This window comes from Colwellia sp. (assembly GCF_013215345.1).
GTDB lineage: Bacteria > Pseudomonadota > Gammaproteobacteria > Enterobacterales > Alteromonadaceae > Colwellia.
In genome coordinates this window covers 1-19,115 of sequence record NZ_JABSOV010000010.1, presented here as the reverse complement: position 1 = coordinate 19,115, position 19,115 = coordinate 1, and the positions used below count along the sequence as shown (strand labels likewise).

General features: G+C 40.0%; 21 protein-coding genes and 1 riboswitch. Of the genes, 5 read left to right on the top strand and 16 right to left on the bottom strand.

The features are described 5' to 3' along the window. Positions 1-4: 4 nt before the first annotated feature. The 10 genes from HRT50_RS01495 to moaA form a co-directional block, all read right to left on the bottom strand. Positions 5-772, bottom strand: a complete 768-nt coding sequence (locus tag HRT50_RS01495; RefSeq protein ID WP_291610603.1) for a HesA/MoeB/ThiF family protein — start codon at positions 770-772, stop codon at positions 5-7. A 36-nt stretch (positions 773-808) separates the two neighbouring features. After that, positions 809-1,993 carry a molybdenum ABC transporter ATP-binding protein gene (modC, locus tag HRT50_RS01490; RefSeq protein WP_291610601.1) on the bottom strand — a complete coding sequence of 395 codons (1,185 nt, stop codon included), beginning with the start codon at positions 1,991-1,993 and terminating at the stop codon, positions 809-811. Next, positions 1,986-2,708, bottom strand: a complete 723-nt coding sequence (gene modB, locus HRT50_RS01485; protein WP_291610700.1) for a molybdate ABC transporter permease subunit — start codon at positions 2,706-2,708, stop codon at positions 1,986-1,988. The genes modC and modB overlap by 8 nt, the downstream gene beginning before the upstream one ends. Further along, positions 2,695-3,543, bottom strand: coding sequence for a molybdate ABC transporter substrate-binding protein (gene modA, locus HRT50_RS01480; RefSeq protein WP_291610600.1), 849 nt, complete (start codon positions 3,541-3,543; stop codon positions 2,695-2,697). The genes modB and modA overlap by 14 nt, the downstream gene beginning before the upstream one ends. Position 3,544: 1 nt before the next feature. After that, a complete protein-coding gene (gene moaE / locus HRT50_RS01475; RefSeq protein ID WP_291610598.1) occupies positions 3,545-4,027 on the bottom strand; it encodes a molybdopterin synthase catalytic subunit MoaE in 483 nt (160 codons plus the stop codon). A gap of 3 nt (positions 4,028-4,030) precedes the next feature. After that, positions 4,031-4,279: a molybdopterin converting factor subunit 1 gene (gene moaD, locus HRT50_RS01470; RefSeq protein WP_291610596.1), complete on the bottom strand. Its 249-nt coding sequence runs from the start codon at positions 4,277-4,279 to the stop codon at positions 4,031-4,033. Between the two features lie 29 nt (positions 4,280-4,308). Continuing rightward, entirely contained in the window at positions 4,309-4,830 is a 522-nt protein-coding gene (gene moaC, locus HRT50_RS01465; RefSeq protein ID WP_291610594.1) for a cyclic pyranopterin monophosphate synthase MoaC, read from the bottom strand. Next, on the bottom strand, positions 4,830-5,405 hold the full coding sequence (gene moaB, locus HRT50_RS01460) for a molybdenum cofactor biosynthesis protein B (RefSeq protein ID WP_291610592.1): 576 nt from the start codon (positions 5,403-5,405) through the stop codon (positions 4,830-4,832). Before moaB ends, moaC begins: the two co-directional genes overlap by 1 nt. Positions 5,406-5,562: 157 nt before the next feature. Next, complete coding sequence (locus HRT50_RS01455) at positions 5,563-6,228, bottom strand: NTP transferase domain-containing protein (protein WP_291610591.1); 666 nt, start codon at positions 6,226-6,228, stop codon at positions 5,563-5,565. A gap of 2 nt (positions 6,229-6,230) precedes the next feature. Then, positions 6,231-7,202 (bottom strand): GTP 3',8-cyclase MoaA, encoded by a 972-nt coding sequence (moaA, locus tag HRT50_RS01450; RefSeq protein ID WP_291610589.1) that lies wholly within the window; start codon positions 7,200-7,202, stop codon positions 6,231-6,233. Continuing rightward, positions 7,189-7,383, bottom strand: a riboswitch (molybdenum cofactor riboswitch). It overlaps the preceding gene by 14 nt. 271 nt (positions 7,384-7,654) lie before the next feature. Between moaA and moeA the strand changes: the two genes are divergently transcribed. Both moeA and HRT50_RS01440 read left to right on the top strand, forming a co-directional pair. Beyond that, the gene (gene moeA, locus HRT50_RS01445) at positions 7,655-8,887 is read left to right on the top strand and encodes a molybdopterin molybdotransferase MoeA (RefSeq protein WP_291610587.1); all 1,233 of its coding nucleotides are present in this window, start codon (positions 7,655-7,657) and stop codon (positions 8,885-8,887) included. Between the two features lie 99 nt (positions 8,888-8,986). Further along, a complete protein-coding gene (locus tag HRT50_RS01440) occupies positions 8,987-9,379 on the top strand; it encodes a hypothetical protein (protein WP_291610585.1) in 393 nt (130 codons plus the stop codon). A 136-nt stretch (positions 9,380-9,515) separates the two neighbouring features. Here HRT50_RS01440 and hemL read toward each other — a convergent pair whose 3' ends face one another. The 6 genes from hemL to HRT50_RS01410 all read right to left on the bottom strand — a co-directional run bounded on the left by hemL (position 9,516) and on the right by HRT50_RS01410 (position 16,829). Beyond that, positions 9,516-10,799 (bottom strand): glutamate-1-semialdehyde 2,1-aminomutase, encoded by a 1,284-nt coding sequence (gene hemL / locus HRT50_RS01435; protein WP_291610583.1) that lies wholly within the window; start codon positions 10,797-10,799, stop codon positions 9,516-9,518. Positions 10,800-10,961: 162 nt separating this feature from the next. After that, positions 10,962-11,975, bottom strand: coding sequence for an aspartate carbamoyltransferase (locus HRT50_RS01430; RefSeq protein WP_291610581.1), 1,014 nt, complete (start codon positions 11,973-11,975; stop codon positions 10,962-10,964). A gap of 156 nt (positions 11,976-12,131) precedes the next feature. Continuing rightward, positions 12,132-14,219: a trypsin-like serine protease gene (locus HRT50_RS01425; protein WP_291610579.1), complete on the bottom strand. Its 2,088-nt coding sequence runs from the start codon at positions 14,217-14,219 to the stop codon at positions 12,132-12,134. Between the two features lie 261 nt (positions 14,220-14,480). After that, positions 14,481-14,615 (bottom strand): hypothetical protein, encoded by a 135-nt coding sequence (locus tag HRT50_RS01420; protein WP_291610577.1) that lies wholly within the window; start codon positions 14,613-14,615, stop codon positions 14,481-14,483. A 46-nt stretch (positions 14,616-14,661) separates the two neighbouring features. Next, positions 14,662-15,108 carry a protoporphyrinogen oxidase HemJ gene (hemJ, locus tag HRT50_RS01415; protein ID WP_291610575.1) on the bottom strand — a complete coding sequence of 149 codons (447 nt, stop codon included), beginning with the start codon at positions 15,106-15,108 and terminating at the stop codon, positions 14,662-14,664. Further along, on the bottom strand, positions 15,108-16,829 hold the full coding sequence (locus tag HRT50_RS01410; protein ID WP_291610573.1) for a chloride channel protein: 1,722 nt from the start codon (positions 16,827-16,829) through the stop codon (positions 15,108-15,110). The genes hemJ and HRT50_RS01410 overlap by 1 nt, the downstream gene beginning before the upstream one ends. 137 nt (positions 16,830-16,966) lie before the next feature. Between HRT50_RS01410 and HRT50_RS01405 the strand changes: the two genes are divergently transcribed. The 3 genes from HRT50_RS01405 to HRT50_RS01395 all read left to right on the top strand — a co-directional run. Then, positions 16,967-17,572, top strand: a complete 606-nt coding sequence (locus HRT50_RS01405) for a DUF6776 family protein (RefSeq protein ID WP_291610571.1) — start codon at positions 16,967-16,969, stop codon at positions 17,570-17,572. Between the two features lie 126 nt (positions 17,573-17,698). Beyond that, complete coding sequence (gene erpA, locus HRT50_RS01400; protein ID WP_291610569.1) at positions 17,699-18,040, top strand: iron-sulfur cluster insertion protein ErpA; 342 nt, start codon at positions 17,699-17,701, stop codon at positions 18,038-18,040. A gap of 301 nt (positions 18,041-18,341) precedes the next feature. Continuing rightward, positions 18,342-19,115: efflux RND transporter periplasmic adaptor subunit (locus HRT50_RS01395; RefSeq protein ID WP_291610567.1), on the top strand; the 774-nt coding region annotated here is incomplete at its 3' end.

Below are 19,115 nucleotides of genomic sequence, written 5' to 3'. Positions count from 1 at the left end.
GGTATTAGCCGTTAATAGTTTTATCGCTTGTACCACATACCACGCAACTTTTTTGTTTTTTCATGTTAAATTGTTGCCATTGATTGGCTAGACCATCGAGTAAGTTCAGTTGGTTAAGCTGCACTTTATTTCCTGTTAACAGTTTAATGGCCTGTAAGCTTTGCATCCCGGCAATCATGGCTAATACAGGGCCAATTATACCAACAGTTTGACAATTAGTGGCCGGCGCTTTTTCACTGGCAGGAAAAAGGCAGTGGTAACAAGCACTGCTGTCATCTCGGGGGTCTATGGTGAGCTGTTGGCCATCAAAGCCCGTTGCAGCACCCACTATCAGAGGCACTTTATGTTGCACACAGGCTTGGTTGATCAAGTAACGCGTTTGAATGTTGTCAGAGCAATCGAGCACTAAATCGACTTGTGGCAGATAATATTCACATAACTCTGCATCGAGCATTTCATCAATAGCTTCAATAGTTACATCAGGAAATTGTTGCTGTAGTTTCTCTGCGGCGACGTCAGCTTTATTTTCATTAATATTACTTTCACTAAAGAGGATCTGTCTGGGTAAGTTACTCAGCTCGATACAATCGCCATCGGCAAGATAAAGGGTGCCAACACCGGCGGCAGCTAAATATAAACTGGCGGGATTGCCTAAGCCGCCGACGCCTAAAATAAGCACCTTAGCGTTACGCAGTGCTAATTGTCCTTGCTCGCCAATTTTATCCAACATGATTTGGCGGGAGTATTTAAGTTGCTCTTGATTACTTAACACGTGTGTTCCTAGTTTATTGGCTATTAGTTATTGGCTTTAATGGATAAAAGTACGCACAGCACTTGCTTTAAACTGCAAATATACCTGTTGTCTGATGGTTAGTGATAACTTTTGTTGAGAAAAAGCACTGATAGTGACAAAAAAGTCTTGTGAGCCACAATGAACCGTCAACAGCACATTATTCTGCTGATGGTTTATTTGTTTTATCGTGCCAAAGAGGTGATTAACGATAGAGCTATTAGTTGGCTCTGTTAGGGTAATACTAATATCGCTAGCCAAAATAAAGCAACGTAAATGAGTTTGCTGCTCAAATGTCTGATCGCAAACCATAAAAATGTCTTCGTGGGCATTTAACGCTAAAGCCGTTAAGCCATGTCCATTATTAAAGGTTTTAATGGGCAGTGATAAACTGGTTTGTTGATGAATAATATCACTATTATTGTCATTGTTGAGCTGATGAATAACTTGGTGAATATTACCAAAATTGACCACCTTACCTTGAGCTAGCACGAGTAAGTTGTCACAAACTTGCTGTAATTCATCTAAAGAGTGACTAACGTATAACATAGGTAAGTTCAGCTGTTTTTGAATATTAAGCATCATTTTTAATAATTGGGTTTTACTGTGTCGATCAAGGGCGCTTAATGGCTCATCGAGTAGTAATAATTTCGGCTCGGCTAGTATTGCTCTGGCTAAGGCGACTCTTTGCTGTTGACCACCGGAGAGTTGATTGACTCGATGATCAAGCAAGGCGCCTAACTCGGTGAGTTTAATTACTTCATCTAATGACAGGCGGTTATTTTTACAACGTTTGACCGCATATTCTAAGTTACCCCGCACAGTTAAATGTGGAAACAAACGACTATTTTGAAACACTAAGCCTACTTGGCGCTGCTCAGGTTTGAGATACAAACCTCGCTCACTGTTGACTAAAGTTCTACTGACAAAGGTTCTACTGGGCAAGCTTGTATCGGTTAAGGTTATCTCACCACGCAACGATGTTTCTAAACCGGCAATGGCGCGCAATAATGTTGATTTACCTGATGCCGAGTGGCCAAAAATTCCAGTGATGCCTATTAAGGGGATTGCTAGCTCAATGGCTAAATCAAATTGCTGATATTCAATACTAATATTAAGGTCGAGTTGTGGTGTTTTATTGTTAGACCGACTATTCAAAGCAGCATTATTTACAGGAGAGTGACTTATAGGATAATTATTCATGAGAACTTTTCTCTTCTCGCACAGTGTTAACCATTAAATTCTTACTGCTGTTTTTTTTCGGTAAATTTAACCAATAGATAGCGGCTAATAGCACCATAGAAGTTATTAATAAACTGATGGAAAGCAGATGTGCTCTGGCATAATCAAAAGCCTCAACATGGTCAAATAGCGCAATGGAAAGTACCCGTGTTTCACCGGGTATATTGCCACCAATCATTAATATGACTCCAAATTCGCCGACCGTATGAGCAAAACCTAAACTGGCGGCGGTAATAAAGCTGGCTTTTGTTAATGGCAGCACAATAGAAAAAAATCTATCGATTGGCCCCGCGCCAAGTAAAGCGCCCGCTTCGAGTAGCGAATCACCTAATTGTTCAAAGGCTTTTTGCAGTGGCTGAACGACAAAAGGCAGTGAGTATAAAACTGAGCCAATAACGATGGCGGAAAAACTAAAGGCCAGCTGTTGACCCGTTGCTTGCTGCCAAAGTTGTCCGGGTAAGTATTCAGGGGAAAAAGCAATGAGTAAATAAAAACCTAGTACCGTTGGTGGTAACACTAGCGGTAAAGCGACCACAGCTTCAATGATAACTTTAAAACGGCTGGTCATTTTGGCTAGATACCAAGCCAGTGGCGTACCAATAATCAGTAAAATTATCGTGGTTAATGCCGCCATTTCTAAGGTGGTGATCAGTGCTTGTAAGTCAGAATTCATGATCTATCATTAGCTCGCTGTTATTCGTTAGAGTCATTGCGGCGTAACCATAACTAACGATAGTAGCTTGGCTCTTGGCTGAGAGTAAATAGTCACTTAATTTTTTCGCGGCTACTTGCTGCTTACTGGCGCGAATAATAATTAACTGTTGCTCAATCGCTTGATGATAACTTGTTGGGATAAGCACCCCTGATAAATTATTTATCACTAATTGGCTATTGGCAACGATACCACTGCTAACCGCTTTGCTACGTACTTGGGCAAAGGTTTGCCCGATATTAATACCCTTTATTAATCTATTTTGATAAGCCTGCCACAAACCCATATGGTTTAGCGCTTCTTTGGCTGCTTTGCCATAAGGAGCAATGTCGGGATTAGCAATGGCCAAGCGTGCCGGCGGACTTTTTAACAGGTTAAGAGGTAATTGTTCAAGAGATAATGGTTCAAGTGAATTTTTAGTGGCGGAATATAATGCTAGCTGACCAATAGCATAGGTTTTACGACTATTTTTCAGCGTAAAACCGGCTTGCTCAAGTTGCTTTGGACGGCGACTATCAGCACTGAGGAAAATATCATAAGGCGCGCCGTGTTTAATTTGCAAAAAAATCGCGCCACTAGCACCACTAATTATCTGGGTTTTTATACCTGTTTGTTTGCGGAAGTCTTCGAGTAATACTTTTAATACTGGGGTGAAGTTAGCTGCAACGGCAATGCGTAAAGGTGTGCTGGAAGCTTGCTTGCCTTTATCCGCGCTTGGTTGTGCATTGCTACTAACACTGGTAAGTAAGCTGATGACAAAACAGCAAGATAGCAAGCTGTATAAAAGAAAACGTAGCACGCTAGCTCCACAGCTCTGCTTTGTCAGTATCACTGGTTTTAGCATCCAACCAGTTTTCTGAAGTTTTTCCAGCCTCGGTAATTTGCTCTTTCTTCCAAAAAGGCGCTTTAACTTTCAAATAATCCATGATGAATTCATTGGCAGCAAAAGCATCTTGTCTATGTTTGCTGGTGACGCCCACAAAAACAATTTGCTCACCTATATGCAGTTCGCCAATGCGATGAATGACTTTAACTCGTCCTATCCGCCATTGCTCTTTAGCTTGGTTGATAATTTTAGCTAATGATTTTTCAGTCATACCTGGGTAATGCTCTAGCGTTAAGCTAGTTACGCTATTACCATTATTGTTATTTCTAACTCTGCCGGTGAAGGTCACCACAGCGCCATCGGTTAAGTTGTCTTTTTCAAGTAAGGCAACTTCATCGGCTAAACTAAAATCCTTAGTTTGGATGGATATCTCTTTCAAAACGTCTTGGCTTATCATCTGTTATCCGCCGGTCACAGGAGGGAAAAAGGCAACTTCATCACCAGATTTCACTAAATGACTGCCATCCACCATGTCATGGTTCACTGCCGATAACAGTGAGGCATTGCTAAAGGTTTGTCGCCACTGGGAATTTTTATCACTTAAGCGCTGTTTAACGTCATTGACTGTTTTTACATCATCGGCGTTTAAAGACAGTTCAGCACAATCTAGCTGCTCTCTTAAAGCGGCAAAAAAAACAATTTTAATCATACTAATTCTCTCTATTAGTTCTCGTTAAATTAGGTTGATGGTGTTTGCCAATGGCCCGATTTACCGCCTTCTTTTGTTAATACTTCTATACCGTTAATCTGCATGGCAGGATCGGCGGCTTTACACATATCAAACAAGGTTAAACAAGCAACAGAAACAGCCGTTAATGCTTCCATCTCTACGCCTGTTTGTCCTGTTAAGCGACATAAGCTATTCACTTGTACTTGGTTGTTTTGACTATCAAGGGTGAAGTCTACTTGTACCTTAGTTAGCATCAATGGATGACATAAAGGAATCAAGTCGCTGCACTTTTTCGCCGCTTGAATGCCAGCAATACGAGCAACAGCAAACACATCACCCTTTTTATGTTTACCTGTAGTAATTAATTCAAAAGTCGCACGATTCATTTTAATAAAACCTTGCGCGGTTGCCGTACGCGATGTCATGGCTTTTTCCGTGACATCGACCATGTTAGCTTCACCTTGCTGGTTCAGATGGCTTAGCTCAGGTGCTGCCTCAGGCGTGCTATTTTTTGATGTAGAGTTAGTCATTAACCGCGAGTCCCACATTTTTCAACAATTGAAGACTCTTTACTCGCTGACGGCTCTGCCGTGATATTTAAGTGTGGGACAAAATTACAAGGACGATGACTAGCATCGAGCTGCTCTTTAATCACTTTATCCCAAGCCGTTTTACAAGCATTAGTTGAGCCTGGAACACACAAGACTACCGTTTTGTTGGCGATGCCGCCAAATGCACGAGATTGAATAGTAGAGGTGCCTATTTCAATTAAGGACACGTGACGAAAAACTTCACCAAATCCCTCTACGGCCTTATCAAATAATGGTGTTAATGCTTCAGGCGTATTATCACGATCGGTAAAGCCAGTACCACCGGTAGAAATAATGGCATGAATAGTATCATCGGCAATCCATTTGGAAACTTGCGCACGCAATTGATAAACGTCATCTATAACAATGGCTTTATCAGCTAAGTTGTGACCTGCTTGGGTTAAACGCTCAACTAGCGCTTGCCCCGAAGTATCGTTCGCTTCGGTGCGTGTATCTGAAACCGTTAAAACGGCGATATTTAAGGGAACGAAAGTGTTGCCGCCATGTGCTGACATAGGTTTATCCTTTACTAAATCTTTTAGATTAAATTAAATTTTTTGCTACTCATATTGCAGCGTATTGCTACTCAATATGCTTAGACTAAAACTGTTGTTGTGCTTGCTGCCATTGATTCTCTTGACAGTGAGTGTATTGCTAACCAATACGTTCGCTCTAAAATTGTTTTTTTGCTTGTTGCCACTGCTCTGGCGTATTGGTATTGAATAGCGCCTGATTTTTTGGACTAGTAATGGCTTGGTGAGGCACTTGTTCTAGCAGGGCTCTAACTGAAGGACCATTTTTATTATTTTTATGACCGCTTCTATTACTCTTTTCATTGCCGAGGGCGAGCAAGCTTTCTCGCTGGAATGCCTGAGCTAAAAACAGTTGCAAAAAAGCATTGTTGGGCAAGTATAACGGAATATGATGCGCTTGTTTTTGACCATCACTGAAAAAAGTCGCTTTGTGACTCAGTTCACCTTTCAGCCGCAGTTTAGCTAAATCTGCGGCTGTCATTAAGGGTAAATCAACGGGTAATAATAATAATGCTTTCGGCTGTAAGTGTTCAGGGTAATGAGCTAAAACACTATAAATTCCACCAACAGGGCCAGAGCATGGTACTAGGTCTGGAATTTGATAGTTATCACCACTAACAACGATATCTTTTATGCCGGCATCGCTAAGCAGCTGCTTGGAAAAATCTAGCATGTTACTTACGGGTTTTACCGAGATATCGGCACCAATTTTCAGTCGTGTTAGTTGTGCCTTATCTTGTCCCATGCGAGAAGATAAACCGCCAGCAAGTACTACACCTAAACAATCAATAGCTTGATGGTTCATAACTAACCCCCAAGCATGGCAAGGTGTTTCGTAGCACCAGTAAGCTTTTCATGTAAAAAATGGGTGGCTTTTTTGTCACCGAGTAACGATACGATTTTCTGTTGTATTGGCACTATATCATCACTTTGCAATTGTTCACGTAGTGACAAACCTTCATCACCAAATAGGCACAAGTGCAACTTGCCACTTGAGCTAATTCGTAAGCGATTACAGCTATTACAAAAGTCCTTCGAGTAGGGCATGATCAAACCGACTTTACCTTGATAGTCAGGATGATAAAATTCTTGGGCAGGACCCGCTGATTTATTCTGAATAACAGGCAGCCAACCATCGAGGATTAAGTTTTGTTTAATGCGTGAGCCTTGTACATGTTGTGCATCAAAAAATGCCTTGTTATCACCGGTCTGCATTAACTCAATAAAACGTAACGTTATCGGGGTATCTTTTATCCAGTCAAGGTAGCTTTGAATATCTCTGCCGCTATGCTCACGCATTAATACCGTATTCACTTTAATGGTTGCTCTGCCATCGGCTAAGCCCATATCAATACCCTTGAGAATGGTCTTAAGTTTATTGTGCCCGGTTATCGCGAGAAATTGGCGTGGATCTAAACTATCGATACTGATATTAATGGCATCAATGCCGGCATCCAACCATTGAGGTAAGTGCTCAGGTAATTTAAAACCATTACTGGTTATGGCAACTTTCTTGATACCTGGTGTTTCTTTACAAATTTGAATTATTTCAGGTAAGTCTTTACGCAAGGCAGGTTCACCACCAGTAATGCGGATCTTCTCTGTGCCTAGCTCGGCGAAAGCTTTGGTTAAACGTTTGATTTCACATAGTGATAAGAAATCACGTGGCTGATCGCACTGATAACCGTCAGGTAAGCAGTAAGTGCAGCTAAAATTGCACACGTCAGTAATCGATAAGCGCAGGTAAGAAAACCTACGGCCATAGTTGTCTGTTAACATGTCACCTTTCCAAATGTAGGGAGGCTAACGCGTTTCCTTGTTAACCCTGGTAACTAAAAGTGCAATAAATACATTGCTTTAGTTACGGCATATCACAACATGATGGTTTACAATAAGTAGGCTTGATATAGCCTAAAAAGAAAGCCACGGTAGTTATGACAGCTCGGTGTTATAAATAAAATTCTGTTCAATATTTAGTATATACCTGCTCTACTTTAAGATGCAAGTTCAGGCGGATGGCATATATTACTTTGCTGACGTGATAATAATTTTTTTAGCCGACCTTAATATTGATCAAAATCAATAAAGTTGCGGTTTTATCACTATTAATTTTGTGGGTACTTAAGCGATACTATCTATAACGGATTTAACCAATATCTTTCTAATCAGGCTGGTAGATTTACCTAGTTTAGAGTGATGTTCATGTATTAACGTATTTAAGCGAGTTTTTTATGTCTGATTGTTGCTCAGCTCCAGGGCTTTTACCTTTTGAACAAGCTTTAGCGAATATGCTAGCGCAAGTTTCACCTGTCACCGAAACATTAACCTTAGCCATTGACCAAGCCTTGCACTATGTTTTAGCACAAGATATTGCTAGCCCATTAAATGTACCACCTCATGATAACTCTGCAATGGATGGTTATGCTTTTGCTCTTGGGAGTTTTACGGCTAATAAAATCCTTACCCTTGTTGGCCGCTCTATGGCAGGAGCACCTTTTCAAGGTGTATGTCAGGCTGGAGAATGCATTCGTATTATGACCGGGGCTAAAATGCCTGACTGTTGTGATTCAGTAGAGATGCAAGAAAATGTTAGCGCGGATGGAGAACAAATTACTTTTTTACAAGATAAAAGTTTTGGCTGCCATGTCCGTAATGCCGGGGAAGATATTCAACTCGGTCAACAAGTATTGCAATTAGGCAAAAAATTAACGGCGGTTGATATTGGTGTGCTTGCTTCATTGGGTGTGGCTGAAGTTAAAGTCTATCGTAAATTAAAGGTAGCTTTGATCGCTACCGGTGATGAATTAAAATTACCGGGACAAACATTACGAGTTGGTGATATTTATGAGTCTAACAGTTTTGTTTTAGCTGCCATGCTGCAAAAACTACATGTTGATGTCATTGATTTTGGTATTATTGAAGATGATTTTTCAGCAATAAAATCAGCCTTTATTAGTGCCGATGAGCAAGCTGATGCAGTAATTTCTTCTGGCGGTGTTTCGGTAGGTGATGCGGATTACACTAAAACTGTGCTAGATGAATTGGGTGAAATAGCTTTTTGGAAAATAGCAATGAAACCAGGTAAGCCCTTTGCTTTTGGCAAGCTAGCCAACAGCCTATTTTTTGGTTTGCCAGGTAACCCAGTTTCAGCCTTGGTAACTTTTCATCAATTAGCCTTGGTTGCCTTAACTAAAATGCAAAATGCTCAACCTTTAAAGCGTACGCATTTAACAGTGAAATGCAGTACTGACTTGCGTAAATCTCCAGGACGCATGGATTTTCAACGAGGTGTCTTAGCGATTAACTCACAAGGTGAAAATATCGTTAGTTCTACTGGCGCGCAGGGTTCAGGTATCTTATCTAGTTTAGCTAAGGCTAACTGTTATATTATTCTGCCAAGTGAACAAGGTAAGGTCGCGGCAGGTGAAATGGTCACCGTACAATTATTTGATCAGTTTTTATAGTGGCTATTTTAGGGTGCGTGTACAATAAATGAGCAGGTTATTGGTAAAAATCGTAGCTTTACTATAGAGTAATAAAATAGTAGTAGGCGGGGTGTAACCATGAAACAGCAGTTAAGTTTTGCAACGGTAAATTTATTAAGTGATTGTATTGTTGAACTAATTATAGCTGAAGGCATTGAAGTATCAATGGAGATGCTTGATGAATTCGATGATTTTCTTAGCCAGCAGCTGAATGATAACTTTGTCTTGCTGATCAATAAAGTAAATAGCTATAGCTACACTTTTGAGGCAAAAATGACCATGGCTTCACATGAGAAGTTAGTTGCTATTGCGGTGATTGTTTATAAAGATGAAGACCAGAAAATAATAGACGATGTCATGTCGCTACGAGCCATCGATGATTGGAATTTAAAAGTATTTCCAGCATTAGAATTTGGCTGGCAGCAAGGTTATGATTGGCTACAAGCTGAGCTTGATTTATTGGCTAATTGAAGGCAACGCTGTCAGGAGCCGAACTGAAAAGAGCTGCTTTAATAGATAGAAGCAATTTATTAAAGAAAAAGCGACTTAAATGAATTTAAGTCGCTTTTTTATATCAAGAATTATAGTTTACAAAATAAATTGCTAGTTATAGCTGAGCGAAACACTTATCAACAGCAACTAATGTTTTTTCTATAATGTCATCGCTATGTGCGGTTGATAAAAATCCAGTTTCATAAGACGATGGTGCTAAGTAAATCCCTTCAGCTAGCATCAAGTGGAAGAAACGTTTGAACATCTCGTCATCACATTGAGTTGCTTGTTTGTAGCTGGTGATAGGGTTTTTGTCGTCGGTAAAGAAGAAGCCAAACATGGCACCAACATAATTTACACTTAAGCTAACACCATTACGTTCAGCGGCGGCTTTAAAGCCCATAGCTAGCTTTTCAGTAGCAGCACTTAATTGTTGATGTTTATCACCTTGAGCTAGCTCAGTTAATGACGCTAAACCTGCCGCCATAGCAATTGGGTTACCTGATAAAGTACCGGCTTGATAAACTGGGCCAATTGGGGCGATATAGTCCATTATCTCTTGTTTACCACCAAATGCGCCAACAGGCATGCCGCCGCCAATAACTTTACCTAAAGTGGTAAGGTCCGGTTTAATGTTATAAAGAGCTTGTGCACCACCTAGTGCGACACGAAAACCAGTCATTACTTCATCAAAGATTAATACGCTACTGTACTGATCACACACCGCACGTAAACCTTCAAGAAAACCAGCAACTGGAGGAATACAGTTCATGTTGCCGGCGACAGGTTCAACAATAATACAAGCTATCTCATCGGCGTATTTAGCAAAAATCTCTTTTACTTCTTCGATATTGTTATAGCTAACCGTTAGTGTGTGTTTAGCGAAGTCAGCAGGAATACCTGGTGAATTAGGTATACCCATAGTCAATGCACCTGAGCCTGCTTTTACTAACAATGAGTCAGCATGACCATGGTAACAACCTTCAAATTTTAATATTTTATCGCGGCCAGTATAACCACGCGCTAAACGGATAGCGCTCATGGTAGCTTCAGTACCAGAGCTAACCATACGTAAACATTCCATTGATGGCACTAACTCACGAACCTTTTCAGCCATGGTAATTTCAAGCTCAGTTGGCGCACCAAAACTCAAGCCATTTTTTGCCGTAGTAATAACGGCATCAAGAATGGCTGGGTGGTTATGCCCTAAAATCATTGGTCCCCAAGAGCCAACATAGTCAATGTAAGCTTTATCATCTGCATCATAAATATAAGCACCTTGGGCACGTTTTATAAAGCAAGGAGTTCCGCCAACACCATTGAAAGCACGCACTGGCGAGTTAACACCACCGGGAATTATTTTTTGAGCTTGTTCAAATAACTGTTCTGATTTATTCATAATATATTTCTTCTAAAAGTCGTTACTTATAGGGAGTATTGCCGCTAAGCATTTTTATTTTTCAACCAGTTTACTGGTTTTTCATAATTGCTGATTTGATCTTCAACACCTAACGTTAATACAAGGAGATAGCCCATGCTCAGGCTAGCTCCATAATGGCAATTAAGTATTTTTATTTGTGAACCAGTTTACCGGCTTTTCGTAATTTGTGATTTGATCTTCAACACCTAACGTTAAGGCAAATAAGGCCATACGCACTAAAACACCATTTTGTGCTTGCCTAAAAATAGCTAGGTTATCTAAGTCATTTAAATCTGTATCTAATTCATTGGCTTCAGGGCGAGAGTCACGCGGCAATGGATGCATGATAACGGTATTTTCTTGACAATATTTTTGGTAAACACTCTTATTCAAACTGAAATGTCCGCGATATAATTCTGCTTCATCTTTGCTGGCAAAGCGCTCTTGCTGAATTCTGGTTTGATAGATAACATCAGCAGATAAATTTCCCGCCATAGTTTCTGTCAAAATCACTTCATGACCGGCATCAGTTAATGTTGAAATTACACTGTCAGGCATTTGTAAGGCCTTGGGTGCCACCATAGTCACTTTAACATTGTCATAAAGACTGAGTAATTTGGATAATGAATGTACGGTACGACCATGTTTTAAGTCACCCATCAAAACAATATTTAAATCATCTAAGCCTTTATTAAAGTGCATCATTTCAGACTGAATAGTAAATAAATCTAGTAAAGCCTGAGTAGGGTGTTCATTGGCACCATCACCACCATTGATAACTGGCACTGTACTGCCTAGAGCAAACTGATCTACCGAGTGCATTTGTGGATGACGCATGGCAATGACATCGGAATAGCCGCTGATCACTTGCGCGGTATCAAATAAAGATTCACCTTTACTTAGTGATGAGTTTTCTTGACCAACGGTTTCACGGACAAAACCGCCGAGTAAGTTAAAGGCGGTACCAAAACTAACACGGGTACGTGTACTTGGTTCAAAAAATAAGTTACTTAATATCGCACCTTCGAGCACATGACAACGTTTTTGTCGTGACGCATAAGGTGCCATTTGTGCGGAAATTTGTAAAATCTTTACGATAGCCTCTCGGTCAAATTGTGATACCGATAGAATATGGTTACCTTGAAATTTCATCATCGTGATTAGTTACATTGAAAGGGGAAAAATTTGCCAAGAATATAGCATAAAATGACCAATTTGCGAATGGTAAACAATATTTTAACCTGCTGTCAGTACACGATGAAAATAAAAAAAGGCAGATAAAACTGCCTTTTTATTATCGATAGCTTGCCCTTAACTTCGTCGACGGTTAAAGGTTAGTAAGGTTAGTAGCATCAGAATATAATAGACGCTACCACCGCTTGATTTCCCCGTGTCTTGAGCTGGAACAGGTAGGAAAACAGGTGCAGCAGTTGGGGTAAAAACGATGTTCTTTAAATACCCTTGGTCACTTCCTTCGCTAGTAGCTCCATCTTTGAGGTAAAGCCATGTTATTTGATGTTCACCGACAGGAAAGTCAGGGACAGTTACCTTGGTATAAAGGACTTCGCCAGAGATAAAATCTATTTGTTCACCATCAACAAATAGATACAAGGCATCATAGGGATCATCAGGATTATCGGTGTTTTCTTCTGAAGAAACTTTCCAATCAAATGATAAGCTACCCGCGCCAGAGAATGTCAGCATAACCGCGCTTTGCTGATCATCAGTTATGTCTCCGCTGAAAATTGCTGCCTCGCTATTATCAAGTAACCAAGGTTGATCACCACCGCTAAACCAAAGTAGTTCAGTGGAGCCATTAGATAACTGAGTATTAATGTTATTATTGGCGGCAATCGCTTGTGCACTTATATAGCTTTGGCTAGTTGGAATAGCTTCATCATTACTATTAATAATAATCCTAACTTTATGTATGCCAGCCGTTTTAGCATCGAAGGCAAGTTGAATTTGGCAACTTTGTTTTGCTGCTAACGTAGTGCAATTATCGGTAGTCAAACTAAAGCCAGTACTGCCAATTTTGTCTGCTATTAGGGTGAAAGTTAAATTAGCGGTTAAATTACTATTATTGGTGACTGTTAGTTGAGTTGTTTGTGCAGTGTTTTGTGGGGTAATGGCAAAATCATAACTTGGCTCTATGGCTATGCCTTTGGTAATTTTGTTAATCCAAGTAGTAAACTGGCCAACACGGGCGTAAACATCTGGAAACGCTGCAACGGCACAGCCGACACCGTAACTGACTATGCCAATTTGTTGCCAGCCTTGATTAGTGTTAACTAACAATGGCCCGCCACTATCTCCTTGGCATGAACCTTTAGGTTCGCCTAAGAACTCAGCACAGATCATGCTGTCAGTAATACCTACCTGACTAGGTAAATAAGTAATGTTATCTAAATCACTATAAGCCTGCACTAATTTATCTTTGCATTGCTCATTACTGAGTAATGAGAGCTCAACTTGACGCAATTTATCGGGCTGACTATTGGGCGGGGATTCTTCATTTGCCCCATAAGCGTTAACATTGCCCCAACCTATAACTGTTACTGCTGCGTTGTCTAAGGCTAGCTGTTTACTCGAATCTAAATCAGCTAGCGTTACCGCTGGATTGTCAATAGTTTCAACTAGTTCTATCAGGGCAATATCGTTATTAAAAGATGCACCTTCATTATATTCTGGATGAATATAAATACGTTTAATGGCTGTGGCATTTTCAGCACCATCATTTAAGTCATATTCACCGACATTGACTTTTAGCAAGTTAATATTGGCATCAACAACACAATGAGCAGCGGTAAGTACCCATTGCTCACCGATAAAACTAGCACCACAAGTAGCGCTTTGAGTAATTTTCTGTTGGGCTGTAACATTAAGGCTGGCGATACTACCAAGGTTATTCAGTAAAGTAGCACCATCGTTTTGGCTAATGGCTACCACAGGAATAGTGCCAGTAAAATTTTCGCCTAAGGTGCCATTGAGATCACCTAAAACATTATTAAAGATAATTGCACCAATACCGCCACCGCTTTGGCAATTATTAACTTTGACGGAAAAATCGATTTCCCCGCGAGCAATTAGACATATTTTCTCTGCTGCCGAGTCACATTGACTATCGCCAATACCACAGTCAGCCATAGTGGCACTGGCTTGACCCGATGGGCTATATGAAAAAGGCGAACTAATATAGGGAATACCGGCGACCTCTAAAGAGGTGTTGACCTCATTATAGGTAGAGACTAAGGCAGCCATCCAAGGCCAGTCATTTTTGTCTGCAAGTTGACCACCAACAATCTTGGGCTTGATTATTGGTAACGTTGATTGGCTATTGGCATTGACTGTTGATAAAAGAGTAGTGAATGCTAAGCAAGCGACTAAAATGTACTTCATTAAAATGTTCCCTAATTTAGGTTATCCATAAGTGGATTAACATTTTTTTTATATTGTGGGCAAGTTACCCTATTTAGATTATAACTGTAATGTATGAAAAATGAAGTGGGGTTCACTGTTATTTATTTTGTCTACAAATCGGCGGTTTGTTGTTTGTTTAACGGTAAATAAGCTACTAGGAAAAACAATAAAAAACGATTGCGGTACTGATGTCATGGGGCTTATCAGTCAATAAATTAAAATAACTAAAACCATGCTCGACTAACGCAATAACGATACCCGAAATAAATAAAGTGACTTTGTTTGCTTGGCCTTGAGCGCCACGGTGTTTTTTGAAAACACTTCGGTAATGGCATAAAGTTGCGTGGCTACATAACCCAAATATAAGTACAGCATAACTTACCTTAGTTGGCCTTAACCGAATGTAATAGGTGAGTGGAAGTTACATCGGCTTAACGTAAGCTAAAATAATAACTGCTAATAAAATAAGTACCGGAAGTTCATTGAAAATACGATAGAAGCGACCTGAACGGGTATTTTTATCTTGGGCAAAGGTTTTCACTAACTTAAAACAATAGCCGTGGTAAACAAATAGCACTATCACTAAGCTCAATTTAATGTGTAGCCACTTAGCAGCAATAAACCAGTCATGTCCGTAAGTGTAGATTATTGCTAAACCCATTATTAAGGTGAAAATGGCAAAAGGAGTGATAAAATACAGTAAACGTTTTTCCATGCCCTTAAGGTGCTGAGCGACTTCAGTTGATTTGGTTTCTGCGTGATTGACAAATAAACGTGGTAAATAAAAGATACCAGCAAACCAAGCGACCATAAAAAAAACATGGAAGGCTTTGAGCCAGAGGATATTGTTGATTAAAAATGTGTCCATTAAAGGAGTTTTCCTGCTACTAAATAAATTCTAAGTTGTTCAAAAGTGACTAGACCAATACAGTCGTTGATATCTTTATGATAAATGTATACCGCCCCTGAACGTTGCTCAACTAATGCTAAATATGCTTCTGCCAAGGTTGCTTGATGATTCAGTGGAATAAGCTTATGTAATATCAACTTCTTAGCAAGGTTATGTTCAATGTCCTCACCTTCATCGTCAGCTATCTCAGCATCGAATTGCGCCCAATAGTAATCATTTATCTTTGCCGACTGTGCTGGTGCTTTATTAATAATGAGTTGTGATTCATCACAATTTAGTAGTTCACCGATAATAGAGCGATTACTGGCTTGCTCTAACATCAAAAAATTATCTTTCATTACCGCTAAGACACCAATATTTTGCAATGATTCTTCAATGGGCGGTTTGCGATAGGATAAGTTTTGCGCATCTAATTGCATGATAAAAATAGACTCGTTTTTACAAAGTTGTCGAGACACTATACTGGCAATGGTAATGACAATCATGGCGGGAACAACCAACTCAAGTTGACCAGATAGCTCTACCACAGTGAGTAGAGCGGCAAGTGGCGCATTCAAGCTGGCAGCCATAAAACCGGCCATGCCCATGAGAATGAAATCACTGCCAAGGTGCTCACCGGGTAATACTTGTATCACTAACGCACCAGCGCAAGCGCCAGCTATAGCTCCTATACCGAGTGTCGGGCCAATAATACCGCCCGGTATACCTAAGCCAAGAGCAAACATGGTCATTAATAATTTTGCGATAAGTAAGCTAAATAACAAACCTAGCTGCAAGTTACTGGTTAAGGAAATATCTATGGCACTTGTGCCTGTACCCATAGCACCAGGCACTAAATAGCCTAAAGTACCGGTAATAAAAGCAGCAAGTAATAAGCGCGGTACTATATGGTATTTAACACTGTGTTTAATGATTAAAACCAGGTACTTATTAAATGCTGCCGCCAATATGCCTAATACTATGGCTAGCATTACTAAGGAAAAGTAGTGGTGTTGGCCAAGTGCTATGGTATGAAAGTATTCAAAGTTATGACTGGTGCCAAAGACACTTCGGGTAATCAAGGAGCCAACAATTGCAGCAAGCATAACAGGCACAAAAATATGGACCTTGTATTCACGCATTATTACTTCCATAACAAAAATAACCGCGGCAATCGGGGTGTTAAATGTTGCTGCTATGCCTGCGGCTATACCACAAGCGCACAAGGTACGGATACTGTTATAAGGTAGTTTCAAAACACTACCTATATAGCTACTACAGGCCGCGCCAAGGTGTACCGCAGGTCCTTCACGGCCAACAGAAAATCCAGAGGCTAGTGCTACCGCGCTGCCCCAAAATTGGTTAAGGGTGTTTTTAAAGGGAATGACACCATGAGCAACTTTTAATCTATGCAGAACAAAGGGGATACCGGTGCGTAAATATTTATAACCGGTAAGCCAACCAATAAGTAAGATGATAAGAGCGCCGATTATGGGTAAATCAAAACGACTTAACTCATCTAAACTGCTATAGTTATCGCGCTTTATTAGGTAAAGTTGCTGAATTTCTTCGATAGTAAGCGTAAATAACACCACTAATAAAGCGGAAGCGCAGCCACCAATAATGGCCAGCAAACAAATTTGCCAAGAGGTTGTTGGTAGAGCTAGATGTTTTCTTATTGCTGCGATTGAGATTATCATTACGGGATTATAATACTTTACAAATGAAATGGTTAGCAAAAATAAATCTAAGGGTAGTCATTGAGCGCCTAGGCACCTTTAAATCGGCTTTGTTTTTATGCACAGTGATAGGTCTTTGTCTTTTTATCGGCTACCGAATGGGAAATTATTATCATTATTTTCAAGTGACCAGCCTTGAACAACAAAAGCTTAGATTGGAACAACTCTATCATCAACAAGAGCAGAGTACAGCACGAATTCACTCCTTAGAGGTTGAGTTAGCGGTTGAACAACTTGCTAATAAAAAGGCACAAAGTTTACTTAAAGCCGAAGCCGTGCAACAGTTTGAAGTGAAAAAGCAATTGGCTTTTTACGAAAAAATAATGGCACCAGAAAAACAAGCTGCAGGCTTGTTGGTCGAAAGTGTGAAAATAACCGCCAGTAAAACACCTAATCAATACCATTTTCAAGTGACCTTAGTGCAACAGCAATTGAAGCGGCGCTATAGTAAAGGCTATATAGAATTGGTCTTTGAAGGTTATGAAGGTGAAAAATCAATAAAGCTTAAACTTGGCCAAGTCTCTAAATTAAATAAGAAAGATGTAAAGTTCAGTTTTCAATATTTCCAGATTATTAGTGGTGAATTTACCTTGCCGGCTAATTTCACTCCTGAAAATATCTTGGTCTCGGCAATACTAAGTAAATCTCGTTGGCAAAAATATGCTAAAAAAGATAAACATGTGCCCTGGCTGGTAAGTAAGTAACCTTTGATGGTTATCAACGAATAATACTTGATTAAATTAGTCAGGTTTAAGATAATTAGCTTTGTTACCATCCATCGTTTTTAAAGCGTATTTTTTTTCGTACTTTATTGTACTAAGTAGAGCACCATGTCAAACCCTGAATTACCCATTAAATTTACCGATGCAGCGGCGACTAAAGTCCTTTCGCTAATCACAGAAGAAGAAAATCCTGCTCTTAAGCTACGTGTATATGTTACTGGTGGTGGTTGTTCAGGCTTTCAATATGGTTTCACTTTTGATGAAAAAGTAAATGATGGCGATATGACTATTGAAAAGCAAGGTGTTGCTATGGTGATAGATCCTATGAGTTTACAATACCTTGTTGATGGTGAAGTAGACTATCTTGAAAGCTTAGAAGGCAGTCGTTTTGTGGTAAATAACCCAAATGCAACGACTACTTGTGGTTGTGGTTCATCGTTTTCTATGTAGCTTGCTAATTTTTTAGTTAAAGAAAGCTACTAAATGCCGACGTTATGTCGGCATTGTCATTTCTGCTCCGCTAAAACTTTCAGCTACTTGTGTCATAGCCAAATTTCCTGACCACGACTTCTGAGATAAATTAAAAATGCTTGATGAGTCCCAGCTTTCGAAGAGTATTTCTTACATGGCTGCTGTTTTAATTTTACCAAAGGTTACATAAAGGCACAAAGAGGCGAACAATTTGTTGCAAGTTAGTTTATCTCCTCTTTAGAAAACACGTTACTATAGCCGCCATCAATATGGAGTTATAATGATGAAATTTACCTTGAATTCTCGCTGGTTAGCGCAACGCCCTTACCTTATCGCCACATTAATCACCCTTGTTTTGGTGTTATGGATGGCTTCTGGTCCGAGTGTCGCCGAGCAAAAATCGGCATTAAAAGCACTAATCCCAAGTCATAATGAACAGCAGCTAACAGCTAAAGTTAAAGTTGAAACCCGATTCGGCCAATATATTCATAAAAAAATTGAACTTTACGGCCGTACCGAGCCTAATCGTATCACCACATTAAAAGCAGAAGTTCGCGGTAAAATTGTTGAGGTACTGGCCAAAAGAGGCTCAAAAGTAGCTAAAGGGCAGGTTATTGCAAAAATTGCTTTAAATAGTTTACCCGCGCAATTAGCACGTAGCCAAGCATTATTAACCCAGCGTGAAGTCGAGTACCAAGGCGCATTAAAATTAAATAAACAAGGCTATCAAGGTAAGGTGTATTTGGCACAATCCTATGCCGCGTTAGCGTCAGTTAAAGCCGAAATTATCAGTTTAGAATTAGATATTGCCAACACGGTTATTAAGGCGCCATTTGCCGGGATTTTAAATACTCGTTATGTTGAAGTAGGTGATTATGTTGCGTCTGGCGATGATATTGCCATGATTGCTGATTTAGACCCACTTATTGTTAGAGCCCATGTTACCGAACAACAAATAAGTCAGTTATCTGTTGGCCAAATTGCCCAAGTGAGCTTACTGAATGGCCAGATTTCACAAGGTACATTACGTTATATTGCCAGTGTCGGTGATGAT